This is a genomic window from Phenylobacterium sp. J367 (assembly GCF_024699985.1).
Lineage (GTDB): Bacteria > Pseudomonadota > Alphaproteobacteria > Caulobacterales > Caulobacteraceae > Phenylobacterium.
The window spans coordinates 573,079-591,653 of the sequence record NZ_JAJONA010000001.1 but is presented as its reverse complement, the minus strand read 5'-3'; the positions used below and the strand labels follow the sequence as shown (position 1 = coordinate 591,653).

General features: G+C 71.3%; 22 protein-coding genes and 2 pseudogenes. 9 read left to right on the top strand and 15 right to left on the bottom strand.

Annotated elements, in window-relative coordinates; translation table 11 throughout:
• Positions 1 to 2 precede the first annotated feature (2 nt).
• From LRS04_RS03295 to LRS04_RS03285, 4 genes are all read right to left on the bottom strand, one after another.
• Entirely contained in the window at positions 3 to 734 is a 732-nt protein-coding gene (locus LRS04_RS03295) for a DUF374 domain-containing protein (RefSeq protein ID WP_257815135.1), read from the bottom strand.
• Positions 731 to 1,723, bottom strand: coding sequence for an ABC transporter ATP-binding protein (locus LRS04_RS26530; protein ID WP_308238066.1), 993 nt, complete (start codon positions 1,721 to 1,723; stop codon positions 731 to 733). Before LRS04_RS26530 ends, LRS04_RS03295 begins: the two co-directional genes overlap by 4 nt.
• On the bottom strand, positions 1,723 to 2,505 hold the full coding sequence (locus LRS04_RS26525) for an ABC transporter transmembrane domain-containing protein (protein WP_308238065.1): 783 nt from the start codon (positions 2,503 to 2,505) through the stop codon (positions 1,723 to 1,725). The genes LRS04_RS26530 and LRS04_RS26525 overlap by 1 nt, the downstream gene beginning before the upstream one ends.
• Before the next feature lie 211 nt (positions 2,506 to 2,716).
• The gene (locus LRS04_RS03285; RefSeq protein WP_257815134.1) at positions 2,717 to 2,896 is read right to left on the bottom strand and encodes a hypothetical protein; all 180 of its coding nucleotides are present in this window, start codon (positions 2,894 to 2,896) and stop codon (positions 2,717 to 2,719) included.
• Between the two features lie 306 nt (positions 2,897 to 3,202).
• Here LRS04_RS03285 and LRS04_RS03280 point away from each other — a divergent pair, with 306 nt between their 5' ends.
• The gene (locus LRS04_RS03280; RefSeq protein ID WP_257815133.1) at positions 3,203 to 4,993 is read left to right on the top strand and encodes a M10 family metallopeptidase C-terminal domain-containing protein; all 1,791 of its coding nucleotides are present in this window, start codon (positions 3,203 to 3,205) and stop codon (positions 4,991 to 4,993) included.
• 54 nt (positions 4,994 to 5,047) lie between these two features.
• Here the strand turns inward: LRS04_RS03280 and LRS04_RS03275 are convergent, their stop codons facing one another.
• Positions 5,048 to 5,674 carry a glutathione S-transferase family protein gene (locus tag LRS04_RS03275; protein ID WP_257815132.1) on the bottom strand — a complete coding sequence of 209 codons (627 nt, stop codon included), beginning with the start codon at positions 5,672 to 5,674 and terminating at the stop codon, positions 5,048 to 5,050.
• 157 nt (positions 5,675 to 5,831) lie between these two features.
• Between LRS04_RS03275 and LRS04_RS03270 the strand changes: the two genes are divergently transcribed.
• Entirely contained in the window at positions 5,832 to 6,515 is a 684-nt protein-coding gene (locus LRS04_RS03270; RefSeq protein WP_257815131.1) for a protein tyrosine phosphatase, read from the top strand.
• Positions 6,516 to 6,565: 50 nt separating this feature from the next.
• On the opposite strand, the gene LRS04_RS03265 is transcribed toward LRS04_RS03270, so the two are convergent.
• The 6 genes and pseudogenes from LRS04_RS03265 to LRS04_RS03240 all read right to left on the bottom strand — a co-directional run bounded on the left by LRS04_RS03265 (position 6,566) and on the right by LRS04_RS03240 (position 11,561).
• On the bottom strand, positions 6,566 to 6,805 hold the full coding sequence (locus LRS04_RS03265; protein ID WP_257815130.1) for a DUF4170 domain-containing protein: 240 nt from the start codon (positions 6,803 to 6,805) through the stop codon (positions 6,566 to 6,568).
• A 28-nt stretch (positions 6,806 to 6,833) separates the two neighbouring features.
• Positions 6,834 to 7,626 (bottom strand): annotated as a pseudogene (locus tag LRS04_RS03260) (3'(2'),5'-bisphosphate nucleotidase CysQ).
• Positions 7,623 to 8,954: a TldD/PmbA family protein gene (locus LRS04_RS03255; RefSeq protein WP_257815129.1), complete on the bottom strand. Its 1,332-nt coding sequence runs from the start codon at positions 8,952 to 8,954 to the stop codon at positions 7,623 to 7,625. Before LRS04_RS03255 ends, LRS04_RS03260 begins: the two are co-directional and overlap by 4 nt.
• A 50-nt stretch (positions 8,955 to 9,004) precedes the next feature.
• Entirely contained in the window at positions 9,005 to 9,406 is a 402-nt protein-coding gene (locus LRS04_RS03250; protein WP_257815128.1) for an MAPEG family protein, read from the bottom strand.
• Between the two features lie 97 nt (positions 9,407 to 9,503).
• On the bottom strand, positions 9,504 to 9,749 hold the full coding sequence (locus LRS04_RS03245) for a hypothetical protein (RefSeq protein ID WP_257815127.1): 246 nt from the start codon (positions 9,747 to 9,749) through the stop codon (positions 9,504 to 9,506).
• Positions 9,750 to 10,034: 285 nt separating this feature from the next.
• Positions 10,035 to 11,561 (bottom strand): UbiD family decarboxylase, encoded by a 1,527-nt coding sequence (locus LRS04_RS03240; protein ID WP_257815126.1) that lies wholly within the window; start codon positions 11,559 to 11,561, stop codon positions 10,035 to 10,037.
• 45 nt (positions 11,562 to 11,606) lie between these two features.
• On the opposite strand from LRS04_RS03240, the gene LRS04_RS03235 reads away from it, so the two are divergent.
• On the top strand, positions 11,607 to 11,828 hold the full coding sequence (locus LRS04_RS03235) for a hypothetical protein (RefSeq protein ID WP_257815125.1): 222 nt from the start codon (positions 11,607 to 11,609) through the stop codon (positions 11,826 to 11,828).
• Here LRS04_RS03235 and LRS04_RS03230 read toward each other — a convergent pair.
• The gene (locus LRS04_RS03230; RefSeq protein WP_257815124.1) at positions 11,825 to 12,247 is read right to left on the bottom strand and encodes a hypothetical protein; all 423 of its coding nucleotides are present in this window, start codon (positions 12,245 to 12,247) and stop codon (positions 11,825 to 11,827) included. The genes LRS04_RS03235 and LRS04_RS03230 overlap by 4 nt on opposite strands.
• A 35-nt stretch (positions 12,248 to 12,282) precedes the next feature.
• Between LRS04_RS03230 and LRS04_RS03225 the strand changes: the two genes are divergently transcribed.
• Positions 12,283 to 12,498, top strand: coding sequence for a hypothetical protein (locus LRS04_RS03225; protein ID WP_257815123.1), 216 nt, complete (start codon positions 12,283 to 12,285; stop codon positions 12,496 to 12,498).
• Positions 12,499 to 12,577: 79 nt separating this feature from the next.
• On the opposite strand, the gene LRS04_RS03220 is transcribed toward LRS04_RS03225, so the two are convergent.
• The 3 genes and pseudogenes from LRS04_RS03220 to LRS04_RS03210 all read right to left on the bottom strand — a co-directional run bounded on the left by LRS04_RS03220 (position 12,578) and on the right by LRS04_RS03210 (position 15,317).
• Complete coding sequence (locus tag LRS04_RS03220; RefSeq protein WP_257815122.1) at positions 12,578 to 12,925, bottom strand: MmcQ/YjbR family DNA-binding protein; 348 nt, start codon at positions 12,923 to 12,925, stop codon at positions 12,578 to 12,580.
• Positions 12,926 to 12,978: 53 nt separating this feature from the next.
• A complete protein-coding gene (locus LRS04_RS03215; protein ID WP_257815121.1) occupies positions 12,979 to 13,653 on the bottom strand; it encodes a spermidine synthase in 675 nt (224 codons plus the stop codon).
• Positions 13,654 to 13,759: 106 nt separating this feature from the next.
• A pseudogene (locus LRS04_RS03210) lies at positions 13,760 to 15,317 on the bottom strand (gamma-glutamyltransferase family protein).
• 503 nt (positions 15,318 to 15,820) lie between these two features.
• Here LRS04_RS03210 and LRS04_RS03205 point away from each other — a divergent pair.
• The 5 genes from LRS04_RS03205 to LRS04_RS03185 all read left to right on the top strand — a co-directional run bounded on the left by LRS04_RS03205 (position 15,821) and on the right by LRS04_RS03185 (position 18,347).
• Positions 15,821 to 16,024 (top strand): hypothetical protein, encoded by a 204-nt coding sequence (locus tag LRS04_RS03205; protein ID WP_257815119.1) that lies wholly within the window; start codon positions 15,821 to 15,823, stop codon positions 16,022 to 16,024.
• A gap of 471 nt (positions 16,025 to 16,495) precedes the next feature.
• Positions 16,496 to 17,047, top strand: coding sequence for a GAF domain-containing protein (locus LRS04_RS03200; protein ID WP_257815118.1), 552 nt, complete (start codon positions 16,496 to 16,498; stop codon positions 17,045 to 17,047).
• Positions 17,044 to 17,244 (top strand): hypothetical protein, encoded by a 201-nt coding sequence (locus tag LRS04_RS03195; protein ID WP_257815117.1) that lies wholly within the window; start codon positions 17,044 to 17,046, stop codon positions 17,242 to 17,244. The genes LRS04_RS03200 and LRS04_RS03195 overlap by 4 nt, the downstream gene beginning before the upstream one ends.
• A gap of 469 nt (positions 17,245 to 17,713) precedes the next feature.
• Positions 17,714 to 18,178 (top strand): hypothetical protein, encoded by a 465-nt coding sequence (locus tag LRS04_RS03190; protein WP_257815116.1) that lies wholly within the window; start codon positions 17,714 to 17,716, stop codon positions 18,176 to 18,178.
• Positions 18,144 to 18,347 (top strand): hypothetical protein, encoded by a 204-nt coding sequence (locus LRS04_RS03185; protein ID WP_257815115.1) that lies wholly within the window; start codon positions 18,144 to 18,146, stop codon positions 18,345 to 18,347. Before LRS04_RS03190 ends, LRS04_RS03185 begins: the two co-directional genes overlap by 35 nt.
• Positions 18,348 to 18,575: the final 228 nt, after the last annotated feature.

Sequence of the window (18,575 nt, the reverse complement as noted above, 5' to 3'; positions counted from 1 at the left end):
GCCTATCTCTCACCGGCCGGCGGCGCGATCAATGCGGACGCCCCACCATCGCCTCGGCCCGGCGCGTGGCGGCCGACAGCCGGGCCGACCAGTCGGCGATCAGCCCCTGGATGGCGTCGTCGTCGGCGTCCGCCGGCACATAGAGCGGTCCTTCCCAGACCACCGCCCCTTTGCCGAACGGGGCGGCGAACATCACTTGGTCCCAGGTGTTCCGGAGCTGCCAGGCCGGGGTGGCCGCCAGGCCCATGAGGAACACCGGCTGGCCCGACCGCCTGGCGATCTGCAGGGACCCTGCGGCGATCACCTCGTTCGGCCCCCCGGGGCCCGTCCGGCGTCACCACCAGCGCCCCGCCGCCGGAGACCCAGGCCACCGCCTCGCGGATCGCCGCCACCGCCGCCCGCGCCTTGGCGCTGTCGCCCTTCTTGGCCGACGAGGCGCGGATCGCCGGGAAGCCCGACATGGCCAGCGCCTTGGCGATGAACTCCCCGTCCGCCGAGGGCGACACCAGCGCCCGCGTCGGCTTGCGCCCCCATTGCGGGGCGGTGGCGAGACTGAGCGGGATGCGGCCGTGCCAGAAGAGCGCGATCGCCCCGCCGTCGCCGGCCAGCACCGGCTCCACGCAGGCGACGTTCTCGTGCGTCCAGCGCACGGTCTTCAGCACGATCTGGAGGTAGGTCCCCAGCACCCAGCCGAGCAGCGCCTGGACGCCGTCGCTGCGCAGCAGCCGCTTCAAGCCGCGGTCTCCGGCTCCAGGTCCTGGCTCTGGGCGAGCCGGGCGTAGAGCCCGCGCTTGCGGACCAGGCCCGCGTGGTCGCCGGTCTCCACGATCCGCCCGTTGTCGATGACATAGATTCGGTCGGCCCCGCGCACGGTGGACAGCCGGTGGGCGATCAGCAGCGTCGTGCGCCCGGCCATCAGCCGCCGCAGCGCCGCCTGCACCTGGGCCTCGCTCTCGGTGTCGAGCGCGCTGGTCGCCTCGTCCAGCAGCAGGATCGGCGCGTCCTTCAGGAAGGCGCGGGCGATGGCGATCCGCTGCCGCTGGCCGCCGGAGAGCCGCGCGCCGGCCTCGCCCACGGTGGTCTCGTAGCCATGGGGCAGGGCCATGATGAAGTCGTGGGCCGCCGCCGCCTTCGCCGCCTGCTCCACGGCCTCGAGGCCGGCGTCGGGCCGCGCGTAGCTGATGTTCGCCCGGATGGTGTCGTCGAACAGGAACGGCTCCTGGGTGACCAGCGCCACCTGCTCCCGCACCGAGGCCAGCGTCACGCTCTTCAGGTCCTGGCCGTCGATGGTCACCCGTCCCGAGGTTGGATCGTAAAAACGCGGGATCAGGTTGAGGATCGTCGACTTGCCGCCGCCCGACGGGCCGACCAGCGCCACCGTCTCGCCGCGCCGGGCCTCCATGGCGATGCCCGACAGGGTCGGCGCCCCCTCGCGGCCGTAGGTGAAGCCCACGTCCTCGAAGCGGATCGTGCCCTCGCCGCAGGCCAGCGGCCGCGCGCCCGGCGCGTCGCGTACCTCCGGCTCCACGTCCAGCGCCGCGAACAGCCGCCGGGCCGCCGACATCCCCTCGGCCATCACCGTCTGCAGGTTGGCGAGCTGGCGCAGCGACTGCGACGCCAGGCCCAGCGCGCCGATGAAGGCCACGAACGCCCCCACCGTCATCGCCCCCTGCTGCGAGCGCCAGCCGGCGTAGGCGATCACCGCCGCGGTGATCAGGGTCATCACCAGCTCGGTGGACGGGGCCGCCCGGGCCCGGGCGTTCGCCCCTTGATCAGGTGCTCCTGCCGGCGGCGCACCACCTCGGCGACGCGCGCCTCCTCATAGGCCTCGCGGTTCTCGATCTTCACCACCCGGATGCCGTCCAGGCTCTCCATGATCGCGGTGGACAGGGCGGAGGTCTCGGCCATCGCCCCGCGCGCCGCCTTGGTCGTCCGCTTGGAGAACCGGCGCATGATCCAGCCCGAGACGGGCAGGGCGACGATCAGCACCCAGGACAGCGCGCTGTCGTTCGAGACCATCACCGTGATCGCCCCGATCACGGTCAGCAGGTGCTGGGTGTAGTTGATCACGCCCGCCGTCGCCGCCTCGCGGATCAGCCCGGCGTCGTAGAGCACGGAGGAGACGTAGGCGCCGGAGTGCTGGCTGCGCAGCCGCGCCAGGTCGGCCCGCACCAGCCGCCCGAAGAGCTGCACCTGCACGTCGCCCACCACCCCGTTGCCGATCCGGTTGACCAGCGAGGCCTGCACGATCTGGGCGATCGCCCGGCCGATGGCGAGCGCGGCGATGGTCAGCGGCAGCGCGACGAGCGCGCCCGGCTTGTGGTTGACCATCAGGTCGTTCACCGCCGGCTCCAGGATGCGGATCAGCTCGGCCGACAGCGCCGCCACGCAGATCGCCGCCACCAGCGCCGTCAGCCAGCCTTTCCACCGCGGCGCCATGTACACGCGCGCCACGCGGGCCACGACTTCGCGGCCGGACAGCTCCTGTTTGGCGCCGGGGCTCATGGGCGAGGCGTCGGCTGTCGCGGCTCCGAAGTCAAGCGCCCCCCGCGCCCCGGCGCACCCGGCCGACGGCCTCCGCGCTCGCGCATAAGTCGTGTTGTCGACAATGGCGGAATTAAGGTTGCAATGTATCAGATTTGCGGCAGTGTGACATCTCCAGCCTGGGGGCATCCAGTTGAGTTTGGGCGGATTTTCGCGGCGGCCGTGATGGCTGTTACGTCTGCGACCGAGGCGTCCGCGCCCCCCGCCGGCCTGGCAGGGCGCCCAGCGCCTCGCCATCCTCTGCAACTTCGCCGGCGGGCCCGGCGTCGACCATCTGGCGCTCGGCGGCGAACTCTGCCGCCAGGTCGCCGGGCTGGCCTCGCGGGGCCCCCATGCCGGTGCACGTCGTCACCTTCGGCGATCCTGCGATCGTCTCCCCCGACGCGGTCGTGCTCCTCGTCCACGCGGCGATCGACGACGCCGGCGGTTCGCGCCGCCTGCTCGTCACCCTGCGCGCCATGCGGCCGGGGACCGGCTTCGACGACAGCCTGTTCGGGTCGACGCCGCGCGCCGCGGCGCTGCCCCCCTCCGGGCCTCGGCGGCCAGGCCCTGCCCGCGGCGCTCGAGGCGGCGCTCGACGAGACCCTGCCCTGGCGCGGCGGCCCCCCGCCGCGCCCGCTTCGATAACCCACAAAAACCCGATCATTAGGAGGGGCGCGTGCCCGAGATCCAACTTTCCCCGTCCGGCCATTTCATCGACTTCCACGACATCGAGGACGCCTCGCTCGATCCCGCCGCCGGCGGCACGGCGAACGGCAAGCCCATCTGGACGGCCGACCAGATCGCCGACCACCTGAACCGCACCGGGACCGCCTGGGGCGACACCGGCGTCCCGCGCGACGGCGACGCCTCGGTGCTCACCTACGGATTCTTCAACAGCCAGGCCGATCTGGTCGCGAACGGCTACGTCTATGAGCTGGGCGGGACCTACTACGGCCTCTCCGAGTACTTCGGCTTCGCCGCCTTCAACGAGGCCCAGCGGGCCGCGACGCGTGAGGCCTTCCAGTACTGGGACGACGTGGTCGCCGTGTCCTTCCAGGAAAGCAGCGTCGACCAGGGCGACATGAACTTCGGCAACCTGACCAACCGTCCGGGTACCCAGGCCTATTCCCGCCTGCCGTCCGACATCGTCAGCACCAACCCGCACGTGAACGCCCAGGCCTACAACATCGTCGGCGACGTCTGGGTCACCGCCACCACCGCCTCGAACTTCCAGCTCGACGAGGGCGGCTACGGGATGAACACCCTGGTGCACGAGATCGGCCACTCGCTCGGCCTCTCGCACCCCGGCGCCTACAACTTCGCGCCCGGCTTCGCGGTCACCTACCTGAACGGCGCGGAGTACGCCCAGGACGCCCGCAACTACACCATCATGTCCTATTGGAACCCGCGGGACCTCGGCGCCACGCCCGACGGCGTGCCGACCCGCGACTTCGACTGGAGCCTGATGAACATCGCCTACGGGGCCACCCCGATGGTGCACGACATCCTGGCGATCCAGCAGATGTACGGCGCGGACATGACCACCCGCACCGGCGACACCACCTACGGCTTCAACTCGAACGCCGGCCGCGACGCCTTCGACTTCACCAAGACGCCCTGGCCGACCATGACCATCTGGGACGCCGGCGGCATCGACACCCTCGACGCATCCGGCTACGCGGTCACCCAGGTGATCGACCTCACCCCGGGCTCGCTCTCCAGCATCGGCGGCATCACCCTCGACCAGGCGCCGACCATCGAGCAGGTGAACGCCAACCGCGCCGCCGCCGGCATGGCCCCGGTCACCCAGGCGACCTACGACGCCAACATCCAGGCGCTGCAGGCCGATCCGGAATGGCGCGGCCGCCTCACCGACAACGTCGGCATCGCCTACGACGTGACGATCGAGAACGCCAAGGGCGGCTCGGGCTCCGACCTGATCAACGGCAACGGCGCCAACAACCACCTGTGGGGCAATGCGGGGACGGACACCCTGCTCGGCCGTGCGGGCGCCGACACCCTGGACGGCGGCGCGGGCGCCGACATCCTGGTGGGCGGCGACGGCGTGGACGTCCTGGTCGGCGGCGCGGGCGCCGACACCTTCGTGGGCGAGCTCGACACCGTGCTCGCGAGCGGCAAGAAGGGCCCGCTGTCGGTGGACGTGATCGTCGACTTCCTCTCCGGGACCGACATCATCGACCTGCGCGGCATCGACGCCGACAGCTCGCTCTCCGGCGACCAGGCCTTCGCCCTGATCAACGGGGCCAATCCGAAGGGGATTGGCGAACTGTCCATCCGCACCTTCGGCAACCTCAACGCCGCGGAGAACGCGCTCGGCTTCGACATCGACGCGCCGAGCTCGGGCCACGTGACGGTCATTCTCGGCAACGTGGACGGCGGCGATCCCGACTTCGCCCTCATCCTCCTCGGCACGAAGACCGTCGTCGCCGGCGACTTCCTGTTCTAGCGCCGAACGGGGAGCCTGCGCGTCCGCGCGGGCTCCCTACCGGCCGGGCTTGTCCTAGGCCGCCACGCCCTCGTGCGACCGGGCGTAGGCCCGCTTGTAGGCCTCGCGGCCCAGGGTCCGGTCCAGATAGGCCGTCTCCGCCTCCCCAAGGTCCAGGCAGGCCTGCCGCCGGCCGAACTCCAGGGCGTAGGTCACCGAGATGTCGGCGGCGGTGAACGCCTCGCCGGCCATGTAGGGCGCACGGGCGAGCTGCGCGCGCACCAGCCGCATCCGCTTCTCGGCCCAGGCCAGCCCCTGCCGGGCGCTCCAGTTGTCCCGCTCCGACTCGGGGGCCATGAAGCGGGCGACGACCGGGGTCATCAGCAGCGTCGCCAGCCCGGCCTCGCCCAGATGCAGGAACTGCAGATAGGCCGGGAAGCCCGGATCGTCCGGCGCGGGCGCCAGCGGCGTCGGCCCGTAGCGGCCCATCAGGTACTGCAGGATCGCGATGGACTCGACCATGGTGACGTCGCCGTCCACCAGCACCGGGATGTAGTTCGCCGGGTTCGCCGCCAGGAACTCGGTGTCGGGCACGTCGGACAGCATGTCCACCTGCCGTACCCGGTAGGGCAGGCCCATCTCCTCCAGCAGCCACACCACCCGGATCGATCGCGACGTCTGCCCGCCGAAGACGGTGATCATGGGCTATCTCCCTCGCGCGGATTGCGGCCGCGACGGCGCGGCCGTGTCAACCCTGCGCCAAGGACGCGGAAGCCTTTCGCGTCCCGACGCGCCGGACGAGAATTCTGCGGCCTGGCTGCGGCTTTCGCGCGACGCCCGAAACGCCTAGATGAGCGCCATGAGCACCGAGCCCGTGCACAATCCCTACGACATGAAGAGCGCCGCCGGGCGGGCGAAGGCCTATGCCGACTACCTGTGGCGCGACCACGCCTACCTGCGGCTCGGCTTTTCCAACGCCCACTGGATCTCCGACGAGCTGGTCCGCACCAACCAGCCCTGGCCGCACCAGCTCGCCGCCTGGAAGGCGCGCGGCATCCGGACGGTGATCAACCTGCGCGGGGGCTTCGACGCCAGCTTCCATGCGCTGGAGAAGGACGCCTGCGAGAAGCTCGACCTCACCATGGTCGACTTCACCATCACCTCGCGCGAGGTGCCGAGCGTGGCCCGCGTCCTGGGCGCCAAGCGGCTCTTCGAGACCATCGAGTATCCCGCCCTGATGCACTGCAAGTCCGGCGCGGACCGGGCCGGGATCATGAGCGTGCTCTACATGCACTTCCGGAAGGGCAAGACCATCCGCGAGGCCATGGACCAGCTCCACCTGCGCTACCTGCACGTGAAGCAGGGCAAGACCGGCGTGCTGGACTACACCTTCGAGCGCTACCTGGAGGAGGGCGAGCCCGCGGGCATGAGCTTCCTCGAGTGGGTCCAGAGCCCGATGTACGACCCCGCCGGCATGAAGGAAAAATTCCGCGCCGGCATGCTCGGCAGCGTCCTCACCGAGAAACTGCTCCGGCGGGAGTAGAGCCGCCGCACCCGGTCCTCCCCCAACGGGGGAGGACGAGCGCCGGAGACTCAATGGTGGTCGGGGTCGGTGTCCGGGTTCAGCAGCCGGTGGGCGTGGATCACGAAGTAGCGCATCAGGGCGTTGTCGACGGTCTCCTGCGCCTTGGCGCGCCAGGCGCGGACGGCCTCGTCGTAGCTCGCATAGGCGCCGACCAGGTCGACCTTCTTGAGGTCGCGGAACTCGGGCGGGCCGTCGAGGGTGGTCATCTCGCCGCCGATGACGAGATGCAGGAGCTGCTTTTCGGACATTTTCGACCTTGGTTGAGGGGATTCAGGGTCAGCTTGCCGTGGCGATATGCCGGACGCGCTCCAGGATCAATGGGGCCAGCGCCGGCGTCGCGCAGATCAGGCTCGCCTGGATGGGCGAGGGGCCGTTGTAGCGGAAGGTCCTTCCCAAATGGTCGCCGACCCAGCAGCCGGCCTCGGTGGCGATCAGGTCGGCCGCCGCCACGTCCCAGTCGTGCTTGGCCACCGGCGCCACGGCGGCGTCGAAGGTCCCGCCCGCCACCAGGCACATGCGGTAGGCGGTGGAGTTCCGCTGCTCGACCCGCATGGCCGGCCAGGGGATCGGCCAGCTCGGATGGGGGAAGACCCGCGGGTCGCCCGCCATGGCGCAGTCCTCCAGCGCGCAGACCCCGCTGGCCCCGATCGGGGCGCCGTTCAGCGTCGCGCCCTGGCCGGCCCGCGCCGCATAGGTCTCGCCGACCTCAGGCGCGAACACTACGCCGGCGATCGGCCGGTGGTCCTCGACGACCGCGATGGAGACCGCCCACCAGGGCTTGTCGTTCAGGAAGGCCCGCGTCCCGTCGATGGGATCGACCACGAACAGCCGCCTGCAGGCGAGCCTCGCAGGCTCGTCCGCCGTCTCCTCCGACAGCCAGCCGTAGTCCGGCCGGGCGCTCCCCAGCCGTTCGCGCAGCAGGGCGTCGGCGGCCAGGTCGGCGTTGGTCACCGGCGAATTGCCGGCCTTGTACTCGACCTCCAGCCCCCCGCGCCCGAAGGTCGTGGGCCAGGCGTCCCGCCTCGTGGGCGGCGTCGAGGATCAGGGCGAGGTCGGCGTCCGCGGTCATCGCCCCGCGATGGCGAGCCCGTCGATCAGCAGCGACGGCGCATTGGCCGCCCCGCGGATCTCCAGGTCCGAGCCCGGGACCAGCCGGGCGTAGATGTCGATCAGGTTGCCGGCGACGGTGATCTCGTTGACCGGATAGGCCACCTCGCCGTTCTCGAACCAGAAGCCGGAACAGCCCACCGACCAGTCGCCGGTGTTGCCGTTCAGCGAGGGGCCGAACATCGAGGTGACCAGCAGGCCGTTGCCGGCGTCGCGGATCAGGGCGGCCTGGTCCCGCTCGCCGGGGCGCAGGGTCAGGTTCGAGGGCCCGACGCCGGGCGGGCCGGCCAGTCCGCGCGAGGCGTGGCCGGTCGTGGTGAGGCCAAGCTGCCGGGCCGACGACGAGTTCAGCAGCCAGGTGGTCAGCACGCCGTCGTCGATGATCGCCGTCTCCCGGTTGGCGACGCCCTCGTCGTCGAAGGGCGAGGAGCCCAGGCCGCGCTTGCGGTGCGGATCGTCGACGATGGAGACGCCCTTGGCGAACACGGCCTCGCCGAGCTTGTCCTTCAGGAACGAGGTGCCCCGCGCGATCGACGGGCCCGAGATCGCCCCGATCAGCGGCCCGAGCAGGGAGGCGGCCAGCCGGTTCTCGAAGATCACCGGGGCGGTGGTGGACGCGATCTTGCGCGCGCCGAGCCGCTGGGCGGCGCGGCGGCCGGCCTCGGCGCCGATGACCTCCGGAGACGGCAGGTCGGACTGCCAGCGGACCGAGCGGCCCTCGTAGCCGTTCTCCATGCCGTTCTCGTCGCCGGCGATGGCCGAGGCGCCGGTGGAGAAGCCCGACGCCCGGTGGACGCCCGTGAAGCCGGCGCTGGTCACCATGGTCCAGGCCGAGCTCGACCAGGAGGCCGAGCCGCCGTCGGAATTGGTCACCTTCGGCACCGCGCGGGCGGCGGCCTCGGCGATCCGGGCGCGCTCCTCCAGGGCCTCGGGCGTGGGCTCGCTGGGGTCGTGGATGTCGAGGTCGGGCAGGGGGCCGCGCGCCAGTCGGTCGGGATCGGCGAGGCCGGCGTAGGGGTCCTCCGGCGCGAGCCGGGCCATGGCCACCGCCCGCTCCACCAGCTTGGCGCGGGCCTCGGCGCTGACGTCCGAGCCGGAGACCGTCGCCTGCCGCTTGCCGACGAAGACCCGCAGGCCGAGGTCGCGGGCCTCCTCGCGCTCAACCTCCTCGAGGTCGCCCAGGCGGACGCCGATGGACAGCGCCCGGCGCTCCGCGCCCACGGCCTCGGCGGCGTCCGCCCCGGCCTTCAGGGCGGCGTCGACGACTTCTCTCAGCAGGTTTTCATCCATTCCGGGCATATGGCCGACCGGGCACGCCCCGGCAAGCGACCGGGCCGAAATCAGGGGATGGCGTAGAACAGCAGCGCCACCGCCGCCGCCAGGTAGGCCAGCCAGGTGAGGGTCACCCCGATGCTGCGCGGCAGGGACGCCTCGCCGCTGCGCGACAGGCCGACGGCATGGGCCACCCGCCCGGCGAACAGCACCAGGCCCACGCTATGCACCACCATCGGCGGGGCGCCCGCGAAGGCCAGCACCACCAGGCCGACGAGGCCCGCCGGGATGTACTCGCTGGCGTTGCCGAACGCCCGGATCGCCTGGATCAGGGTCGGGACGCCGCCGTCGCCGAACACCACATGGTGCAGCCGCCGCTGGCGCACGACCCTGGCCGACAGCACGAGCAGCAGGATCAGGTGGAGACCGGCCCAGAGGGCCGCGGCGTGCGCCGATGCGGAGATGTCCATGCCCGAAGCTCCTCGAAGTCGGGCAGTTGCGCGCGCTTCGCCGGACGATGCAAGGGCGGGGCGCTTTCCCTCGCCGCTGGGGGCCGGGGCCCCGCCGCTACCGCGCGGCGGCGGAGTTCACGTCGCTGAGGTTCCGCCGCATGGCGGACCGCAGGATCTCGGTCTCCAGCATCAGGTCGCTGACCATCTGGCGCAGCCGGATGTTCTCGGCCTCGAGCTGCTGGGCGCGGCTGGCGCGCATGGCCGGGCGGAAGGTCATCTCGTTGGAGGCGTGCGGCGGGGGCGGGCTCGCGGCGACCAGGCGCGGCGGCTCGATGCGGGTGTCCGCCTCGCCCCTGTCCATCGTCTGGACGAAGGCGCTGACCGACGAGACGACCTTCGGCGGCTTCCGTTTCCGGAAGACTCGAACAGCCAGCCATGTTCCGACCGAGGCGGCATCTGACCCCCGACGTGCATGTCCCATGGCAAAGGCGGGTCTCGGAGCCCGCCGTTCGCCCCCCGAGGTTGAGTATCCTGAATTACAGTGAAGCTTTCAACCCATGCGGGCGAAAACTGCTTATCCGGCTCAGGTTTGCCGCAGGTTCCTCTCGGGCGCCGTGACTTTGGTCACCATCGGAGGTGGAGTAACCTAGTCGACAGAGCGGCCGTCGCCGGGCAGGCCGAGCCTGGCCCACTTCTCCGTCACCGCGTCGATCACCGCGCGGTCCATGAACAGCTTCTCGCCCCATTCGCGATGGGTCTCCGGCGGCCACTTGTTGGTGGCGTCGAGCCCGATCTTGGAGCCCAGCCCGCTCTCGGGCGAGGCGAAGTCCAGGTAGTCGATGGGGGTGTTCTCGACGACGGTGATGTCCCGGGCCGGGTCCATCCGCGTGGAGACCGCCCACATGACGTCCTTCCAGTCGCGGGCGTCGATGTCGTCGTCCACGACGATCACCCACTTGGTGTACATGAACTGCCGAAGGTAGCTCCAGACGCCCAGCATCACGCGCTTGGCGTGGCCCGGGTAGGCCTTCTTCATTGAGACCACCGCGATCCGGTAGGAGCAGCCCTCCGGCGGCAGCCAGAAGTCGACGATCTCCGGGAACTGCTGCTGGATCAGCGGGATGAACACCTCGTTCAGCGCCTCGCCGAGCACGCTGGGCTCGTCCGGCGGCCGGCCGGTGAAGGTGGTCAGGTAGATCGGGTCCCGGCGCATGGTCACCGCCGTGATCTCGAACACCGGGAACCGCTCCACGGAATTGTAGTAGCCGGTGTGGTCGCCGTAGGGCCCCTCGTCCTCGTAGGCGTCCAGGTGGACGTGGCCCTCCAGCACGATCTCGGCGTGGGCGGGGACCATCAGGGGCACGGTCTTGGCCGGCACGAGGTCCAGGGCGCGGCCGCGCATCAGGCCCGCGAACTGGTATTCCGACAGGGTGTCCGGCACCGGCGTCACCGCCGCCAGGATGGTCCCCGGATCGGCCCCGATCACCGCGCAGGCCGGCAGCGGCTCGCGCTTGCCCCCGGCCTTCCAGCGGCGGTGATGCTGCGCCCCGCCGCGGTGCGCCAGCCAGCGCATGATCGTGCGGTTCTTGCCCAGCACCTGCATCCGGTAGATGCCGAGGTTGTAGTCGTCCTCGCGGGCGTCCGACGGCCCCTTGGTGACCACCAGCGGCCAGGTGATCAGCGGCGCGGGCTCGCCCGGCCAGCAGGTCTGGATCGGCAGCCTGGAGAGGTCGATCTGATCGCCCGTCCAGACCACCTCCTGCACCGGCGCCTTCTTCACCGTGTTCGGCCGCATGCCGAGCACGGTCCGGGCCAGCGGCAGCATGCCCATGGCATCCTTCAGCCCCCGCGGCGGCTCGGGCTGGCGCAGGAAGGCCAGAAGCTCGCCCACCTCGCGCAGCTCGCCGGCGGTGGTGCGCGCCTTGCCCTCGAGGGTGACGCCCATCGCCACCCGCTTCACCGTGCCGAACAGGTTGACCAGGCAGGGCATCGACGACCGCTCGCCGTCGGCGCGGATGACGTTCTCGAACAGCACCGCCGGCCCGCCGGTCGCCAGGAGGCGACGCTGGATCTCGGTCATCTCCAGGACGGAGGACACCGGCTCGGTGACGCGGACCAGCTCGCCCGCGGCTTCCAGCTTCGAAAGGAACTCGCGCAGCGATCGGTAGGCCATGCGGCGGGTTTACCCGGCAGGCGGCTGACGGTCTAGGATGCCCACATGACCGTCCGGATCGACCTCGACGACCTGCCGCCGAAGCTCGCCGCCGCGCTGACCGGCGCCGATCCCGGCGAGGACGTCCTGCTCGTCCAGCACGGCGTGGTCGTCGGCCGCCTCACCGCCGCGGAGGCCGGGCCCGAGCCCGAGCCGCCGGCCTCGCCCGGCCAGCATCAGGCCGAGGTGTTCGAGAACTTCCGCGCGGCCATCGAGGACGAGTTCTAGGCCGGCACCAGCCGCACGCGGGTCCCGCAGAGGACGACCTCGCCGGCCTCGTCCACCAGGCCGAGGCTATCGGCCTTGCCCCGCACGCCCTCCACGTCGTCGCGCACGGCCACGTCGAACGCCGCCAGGCCCTCGCCGCGCCCGTCGTGGTCGAGCACGAAGCGCAGCTCGCCGCCCTCCAGCGGCACGCGCCAGCCCTCGTCGGTCTCGTGCGCCTCGCGGCCCAGCACCTCGCCCCACCGCTGCGCCATCCGCGCCGGCTCGGGCCCCTGCAGCTCGGCGGCGACGATGGCCGCGGCCAGCCCGCCCTCGGCGTGGTCGCGCCACGCCGGTCCGCCCCAGCGCCAGTCGCCCCAGGTCGGCATGGAGTCCACCGACAGGATCGCCCCGCCGATGTCCTTGGGGTGCACATGGCTCATCACCACGCCCTCGAAGTCGGCCGCCTCGATGATCCGTGCGCCGGCGGCCCTGGATCTGGGCGCGGGCCGCCAGCCCGTCGTCCACCTGCAGGATCACCATGTACCCGCCGTCGCCGCCGCGCTTCTCCAGCAGCCGTCCCGCCGTGGTCCCCTCCGCCTTCGGCGCCACCACCTCCAGGAAGGTCTCGCCGATCGGGAAGACCGCGTTCTTCAGCCCGAACTTGCCGACGCCCGGATCGGCCCAGGCGTAGGTCAGGCCGAGCAGGGCCCGGATGTCCGCCTCGGCCTTCCCGAGGTCGCGCGAGACGAGGGCGATCTGGCGCAGCCGCATCAGGCTTCGGCCCCGGCCTTGCGCGCCTTCACCAGGCTCTTCGGCGCGATCTTCATCCAGCGCCGCTCCAGGAAGTTGCGGAACGAGCCGGCGTGCAGGCTCTCCATCCGGGCCAGCACGCACGGATAGTCCTTGTAGTGCGCGGTCAGGTGGAAGGTGCCGGGCTCGGCCTCCATCAGCATCTCCCGCTCGTCGAACGACACGTCCATCAGCACCAGGCTTGCGTCGTCGCGGCGCAGGCGCGTGAAGAACTTCCCCGCCACCTTGTAGGCCGGCGCGCCATAGCTCATGCCCTTCTCCGCACCCGGAAAGGACATGACGATGGCCTCCATCTCCTCATGGGTCATGGCGCACTCCCTCGTCCGGCGCGGACGTTAGCAGAGGCCGCCGGAGCGGCGCCTCACTTTCCGGTCAGCCCGAGCCAGATCACGTGCCGCGCCCCGCGCCGCCCGCCGGTGGCCCGCACGCGCGCCTCCTCCACCGTGAAGCCGGCGTGCCGGAGCCGGCCGGCGAACCGCTCGTCCGGCCCCGCCGACCACACCGCCAGCACGCCCCGGGGCTTCAGCGCCTTCCGCGCCGCCGCCAGCGCCGGGACCGCATAGAGCCCGTCGTTCGCCGCGGTCACGACCCCGCCCGGGCCATTGTCCACGTCCAGCAGGATGGCGTCCCACCCGCCGGGCGTGGCCCTGATCAGGGCGCCCACGTCGCCCTCGTGCACCGTCACCCGCGGATCCTCCAGCGAGCCTGCGAAGATGTGCGCCATCGGCCCCCGGGCCCAGGCGACGACCGCGGGGACCAGCTCGGCCACCGTCACCTCCGCGTCGGCCGGCAGCACGGCCAGCGCGGCCCGCAGCGTGAACCCCATCCCCAGGCCGCCGATCAGCATCCGGGGCCCCGGCCGGCCGGCGATCTTCGCCCACGACAGCGTCGCCAGCGCCGCCTCCGACCCCGACAGCCGCGAGTTCATCAGCTCGTTGCCGCCGACCATGATCGAATATTCCGCGCCCCGCCGCATGAGCTTCAGCGTCTCGCCGTCCGGCGCCCGCGCGCTATCCAGATGCTCCCAGCGGATCATGCGCTGGCTCTAGCGGAGGGAAGGGCGCGGCTCCACTCCTCCCGAAAAATACGCCGTCATCCCGGCCGGAGCGGAGCGGAGAGCCGGGATGACGGGAGGAGGGGCCTCAGTACGCCAGCGCCACCCCGTCCTTGCGCATTTCGGTCGCGGCCGCATAGCGCCCCGGCCAGCGCTCGATGGCCTGGTAGCCGCCGAAGCCGCCGTCGCTGGCCCCCAGCTTCCAGCCCAGCGCCGCCAGCGCCGCCTGGGTCTTCGCCGGCACCCCGGTCTCCAGCCGGAGCACGCCCTTCACGTCGAGCTGCTCGCCCGTCGGCTCCATGCCGCCCTCGTGGTGCCAGCGCGGGCTGTCCCCGGCCTCCTGCACGCCCAGGCCGAAGTCCACCATGTTGGAGATGATCTGTGCCTGCCCTTGAGGCTGCATGTCCCCGCCCATCACCCCGAACGACAGCCAGGGGTCGTTCCCCTTCGTCGCGAACCCCGGGATGATCGTCTGGAACGGCCGCTTCCCCGGCGCATAGACGTTGGGGTGCCCGTCGGTGAGCGCGAAGAGCTCGCCGCGGTCCTGGAGCATGAACCCCAGCCCGTCCGGCATCAGGCCCGAGCCCATGCCGCGGTAGTTGGACTGGATGATCGACACCATCATCCCGTCGGCGTCGGCGGTGGTGAAATAGGTGGTGTCCCCCGCGGCTCGGCGCCTGGCCCGGATAGATCGGATCGAGGATGCGGTCCGGCCGGATAAGCCGCGCCCGTTCCTTGGCGTAGTCCGCCGAGATCAGCCACTCGATCGGCGCCTTGTAGAACGCCGGGTCGGCGTACTGCTTCGCACGGTCCTCGTAGGCCAGCCGCTTCGCCTCCACCGCATGGTGGATCGCCGCCGCCGACTGGAAGCCCATCGCCTTCACGTCGAACTGCTCGAGGATCTTCAGGAGCTGCAGGGTGGCGATCCCCTGGCTGTTCGGCGGCAGGCCCCAGACGTCGACGCCCCGGTAGTTGATGCTCGACGGCTCCACCCACTCGGTGCGGTGGGCGGCCAGGTCGGCCCGCGTCATCCACCCGCCGATCCGCTTGAAATAGGCGTCCATCCGCGCCGCGATCTCGCCCTCGTAGAAGGCCCGCCCGCCGCCCTGCGCGATCTGCCGGTAGGTCCAGGCCAGCGCCGGATTCTTGAACACCTCGCCCTCGCGCGGCGTCCGCCCGTCGAAATCCTTGGTCCAGACGGAGAGGAAGTTCTGCACCTCCTCGATCCCGGAGCCGGAGCGGGTGAAGTTCTTCTGCGACCGCTCCAGGTAGTAGGCGACGTTCTGGGTCACCGGCGCCCCGTCCTCGGCGTGCGCGATGGCCGGCGCGAAGAGGTGCGCCCACTCCAGCTTGCCGTAGCGCTGGTGCAGCGCCCACCAGGCGTCCACCGCGCCCGGCACCGAGACCGAGATCGCCCCGTGGCTCGGGATCATCCCGGCCTTGGTCGCCCGGGCCCGCACGGTCTCCAGCGACAGCCCCCGCGGGCTCCGCCCCGAGCCGTTCAGTCCCACGACCTTCCGGGTCTTCGGGTCCCACAGCATGACGAAACAGTCGCCGCCGATCCCGCAGGCGATCGGCTCGGCATAGCCCAGCACCGCATTGGCCGCGATCGCCGCATCCACCGCCGACCCGCCCGACTTCAGCATCTCGATCGCCGCCAGCGTCGCCAGCGGATGCGCCGTCGCCGCGGCGCCATGCACCCCCAGGCCGCCGAGCGGCTGGCGAAGGTCGCGCCGTCGATGCGGTCCCCCGGATGCACGTCGGGGCGGTTGCGGTTGGGGTTCTCGCTGCGCGCGTCCGCGAGGGCGGGAAGCGCGCCGGCGGCGAGCGGTGCGGCGGACAGGGCGGCAAGGAAGCTGCGGCGGCGCATGGCGGTGGGCCCTCGGATTACGCGGAGGGCGGAAGGCTTAGCAGGTTGGTGGGGAGGGGGAAGGGGAGGGCTTCACCTCCCCTGGCGCGCCACCCGAGCTTCGCCATAGTTCGGCCATCGGCGACGCTCCCACTGGAGCTCCGGGCACGGAGTTCCATGGCAATCTTCCTTGCAGCCTTGTGGGCCGCGGCGGGCCAGGCCGCTGCGCCCTCCGCGGCGCCCGGTCCCGCCGGCGCGCCGCCCCCCCCGCGGCCGCCGCCGGCCCTCGTGGACGAGCTCGTGGTCACCGCGCCCAAGGCGCGGCAGGCGCCCGACTGGGCGGACAGGCTGAACCTCGACCCGAAGGGAAAGTTCTCCGCGCCAACCGTGCCCTATCTCCGGGAGCCGCCGGTGAACGGCTGCAAGGTGATGGCCGGCGGCGCCACGAGCGCGATGGGAGAGTCGGGCGTGGCCGGGGGCCTCGTCTGCGCCAAGCGGTTCTGAGCTTGGGGCCGGCGGCCCTTCGCCCCCAACACGCGGAAGGTGAGGGGCAGAAACCCTCTTCCGACCCTCTCCCTCTCCGCTTCGCGGGGGAGAGGAGGGGAACACCGAAGCCGCGCCATCACCTCCTCTCCCCCGACCCCGGCGAACGCCGGGGAAGAGAGGGAGAGGGTAGGGAGAGGGGCCTAGCGCAGCCACCCCTCCACCATCACCCTGAGCGGGTTCTCCGGATCGCTCAGCAGCTTCATCGCCAGGGCCACCACCGCCCGCAGCGGCCGGATCAGCTTCGGGCCGAGGGAGCCGCCGTAGACCGCGAAAGCCCTGGCGCAACAGGTTCGGCGAACGTGTTATATCTGATGGATCGTCAGAGGACGTACAATCTCCCGGAGAGGTTTCGAACCCCATGGCGACCGGAGATTGTGCGTGTGACCGTCCGGACGAACTGCTAGGGTTAGGGCAGTTGAGGAGTGGGTGATGGACGTTGCGCTTTCCCAGCGGCTCAAGGTTTCCCTGGTGGAAGCCGACAGGGCCGCCGTCCGGCAGATCGAGGCCGGCGTCCCCTTGAGCCTCATTCTCGATGGGCTGCTCCGCGCGGTCGAGGGCGAGTGCGCGGACGACACCCGGACCTCGATCCTGTTGCTGGACCCCGAGGGCCGGCGGCTGCTGCACGGCGCGGCGCCCAGCCTGCCGGAGGCGTACAACGCCGCCATCCACGGCATCGAGATCGGCCAGGGCGTCGGTTCCTGCGGAACCGCGGCCTACCTCGGCCACCCGGTCTATGTGACGGACATCGCCACCGATCCGCTGTGGGTGAACTTCAAGGACCTGGCCGGCGAGCACGGCCTGCGGGCCTGCTGGTCGACGCCGGTCGAGGGCGAGGACGGCCGGCTGCTCGGCACCTTCGCGATCTATCACCTGACCCCGCGCAGCCCGACGCGGGATGAGCTCGACGCCATCAACCTGGTGTCGCGCAGCGCCGCCCTGGCGATCTCGAAGCAACGGAAGATCAATCCGAGGTGCGCGTGAAGAAGGCCTCGGAATACCGGGTCCACGCCGCCGAATGCCGCGCCCTCGCCGCGGGCATGCCGGGCGGCGCCCAGCGTGACCAGCTCATGGCGATGGCGGAGAACTGGGACGCCATGGCGTCCGAGCGCGTGCGGCTGATCGAGCGCTACCCCGAGCTCGCCCTGGCCGGCGAGATCGAGGAGGAAGACGCCGCCTGAGGGGCCGCCCTCTCCCGGCGCCGGAACATCATCAGCCAGGCGCGGAGACTTGGGGGCGCAGGGGTAAGCGCCGCGGCGGCCACCCCACAAGGGACGGGAGGGGGCCGGCGCACTACTCGCTCCGCGAGGGCCGCCGCGACCGGGACCTTATGCCCGCCCCCGGCTGAACGGCGCGCCCGAGCTGCGTTCACGCCGGGTTCAGGCGACGCCGCCCCATGCTCAAGCTCCGTCTCTCCACCCATCCCGGATTGGCGTAGCCCAAGACCGGGACCCATACGCTCCGCGCCCGCTCTGAGCCCTCTCCCTACCCTCTCCCTCTCGGGCTTCGCCCGGGGGAGAGGAGGCTATGGCTCAGACTCGCAGCTTCCCTCCTCTCCCCCCGCGAAGCGGAGAGGGAGAGGGTAGGGAGAGGGCCTGCGGCGCGAAAAACCTTGACTCCGCCGGCTCCATATGTTCTTGTTTTGTTCTCATGCCCGTCGATCCTGAGCACATCTCCGAAGACCGTCACACCGTGACGCTCCGCGCGCTCGCGGGGATGAGCCTCGAGCTCTGCCGCGACCTGCAGCAGCGGGCGCTGAACGCCGAGAGCCCGGAAGACGCCGTCCGCCTCGCCACCGCCTTCCACCGGGTCAGCCGCGGCCTGCGCCAGACCCTGGCGTTGGAACTGAAGCTGGTCCGCTACAAGGACGAGGTGGCGGAGAAGGCCAAGGCCGCCGTCGCCTTGGCCGAAGCCCGGGCGACGGCCGAGGCCGAGACCCGTGAGATCGCCGTCGACCAGCGGCGCGACGGCGTCTGGACCCGGGTCGGCGACTGCTTCTGGTCCGAGCACGAAGGCGCCGACTGGAACCTCCCCCGACGACGGGATCGACAAGCCCGACCGCCCGCCGCCCGAAGACCCTATGTGGGACAGGCTCGAGGCCTTCCTCGACGCTGAGGAAGCCAAGCCCGACTTCCTCACCCGCGACTTCGACCTCCTGGTCATCGAAGCCTGCGACGCCATCGGCGCCGACCCCACCCTCATCTACGACATCCGCGGCCGCGAACGGCCCGAGCCCGAACCTGCCGAGCCCGAGCCCGAACCTGCCGACTCGGACACCTCCTAACTCCGCTCATCCCGGCGAAAGCCGGGATCCAAGCCGAGGATCCGCAGCCGCGCTGCGCGCGGAATGAACCACAGAACCACACAGAACCACACAGAAGGCGCCACCGGATGGCTTGGCGCCTCGATCATGCTTGCGCGCCTCCGGCGCGCGATTCACGCCCGCCATCTCACCGACCTCAGCCCACTCAGCCCCTTCTGTGTCCTTCTGTGTGGTTCTGTGGTTCCAAAC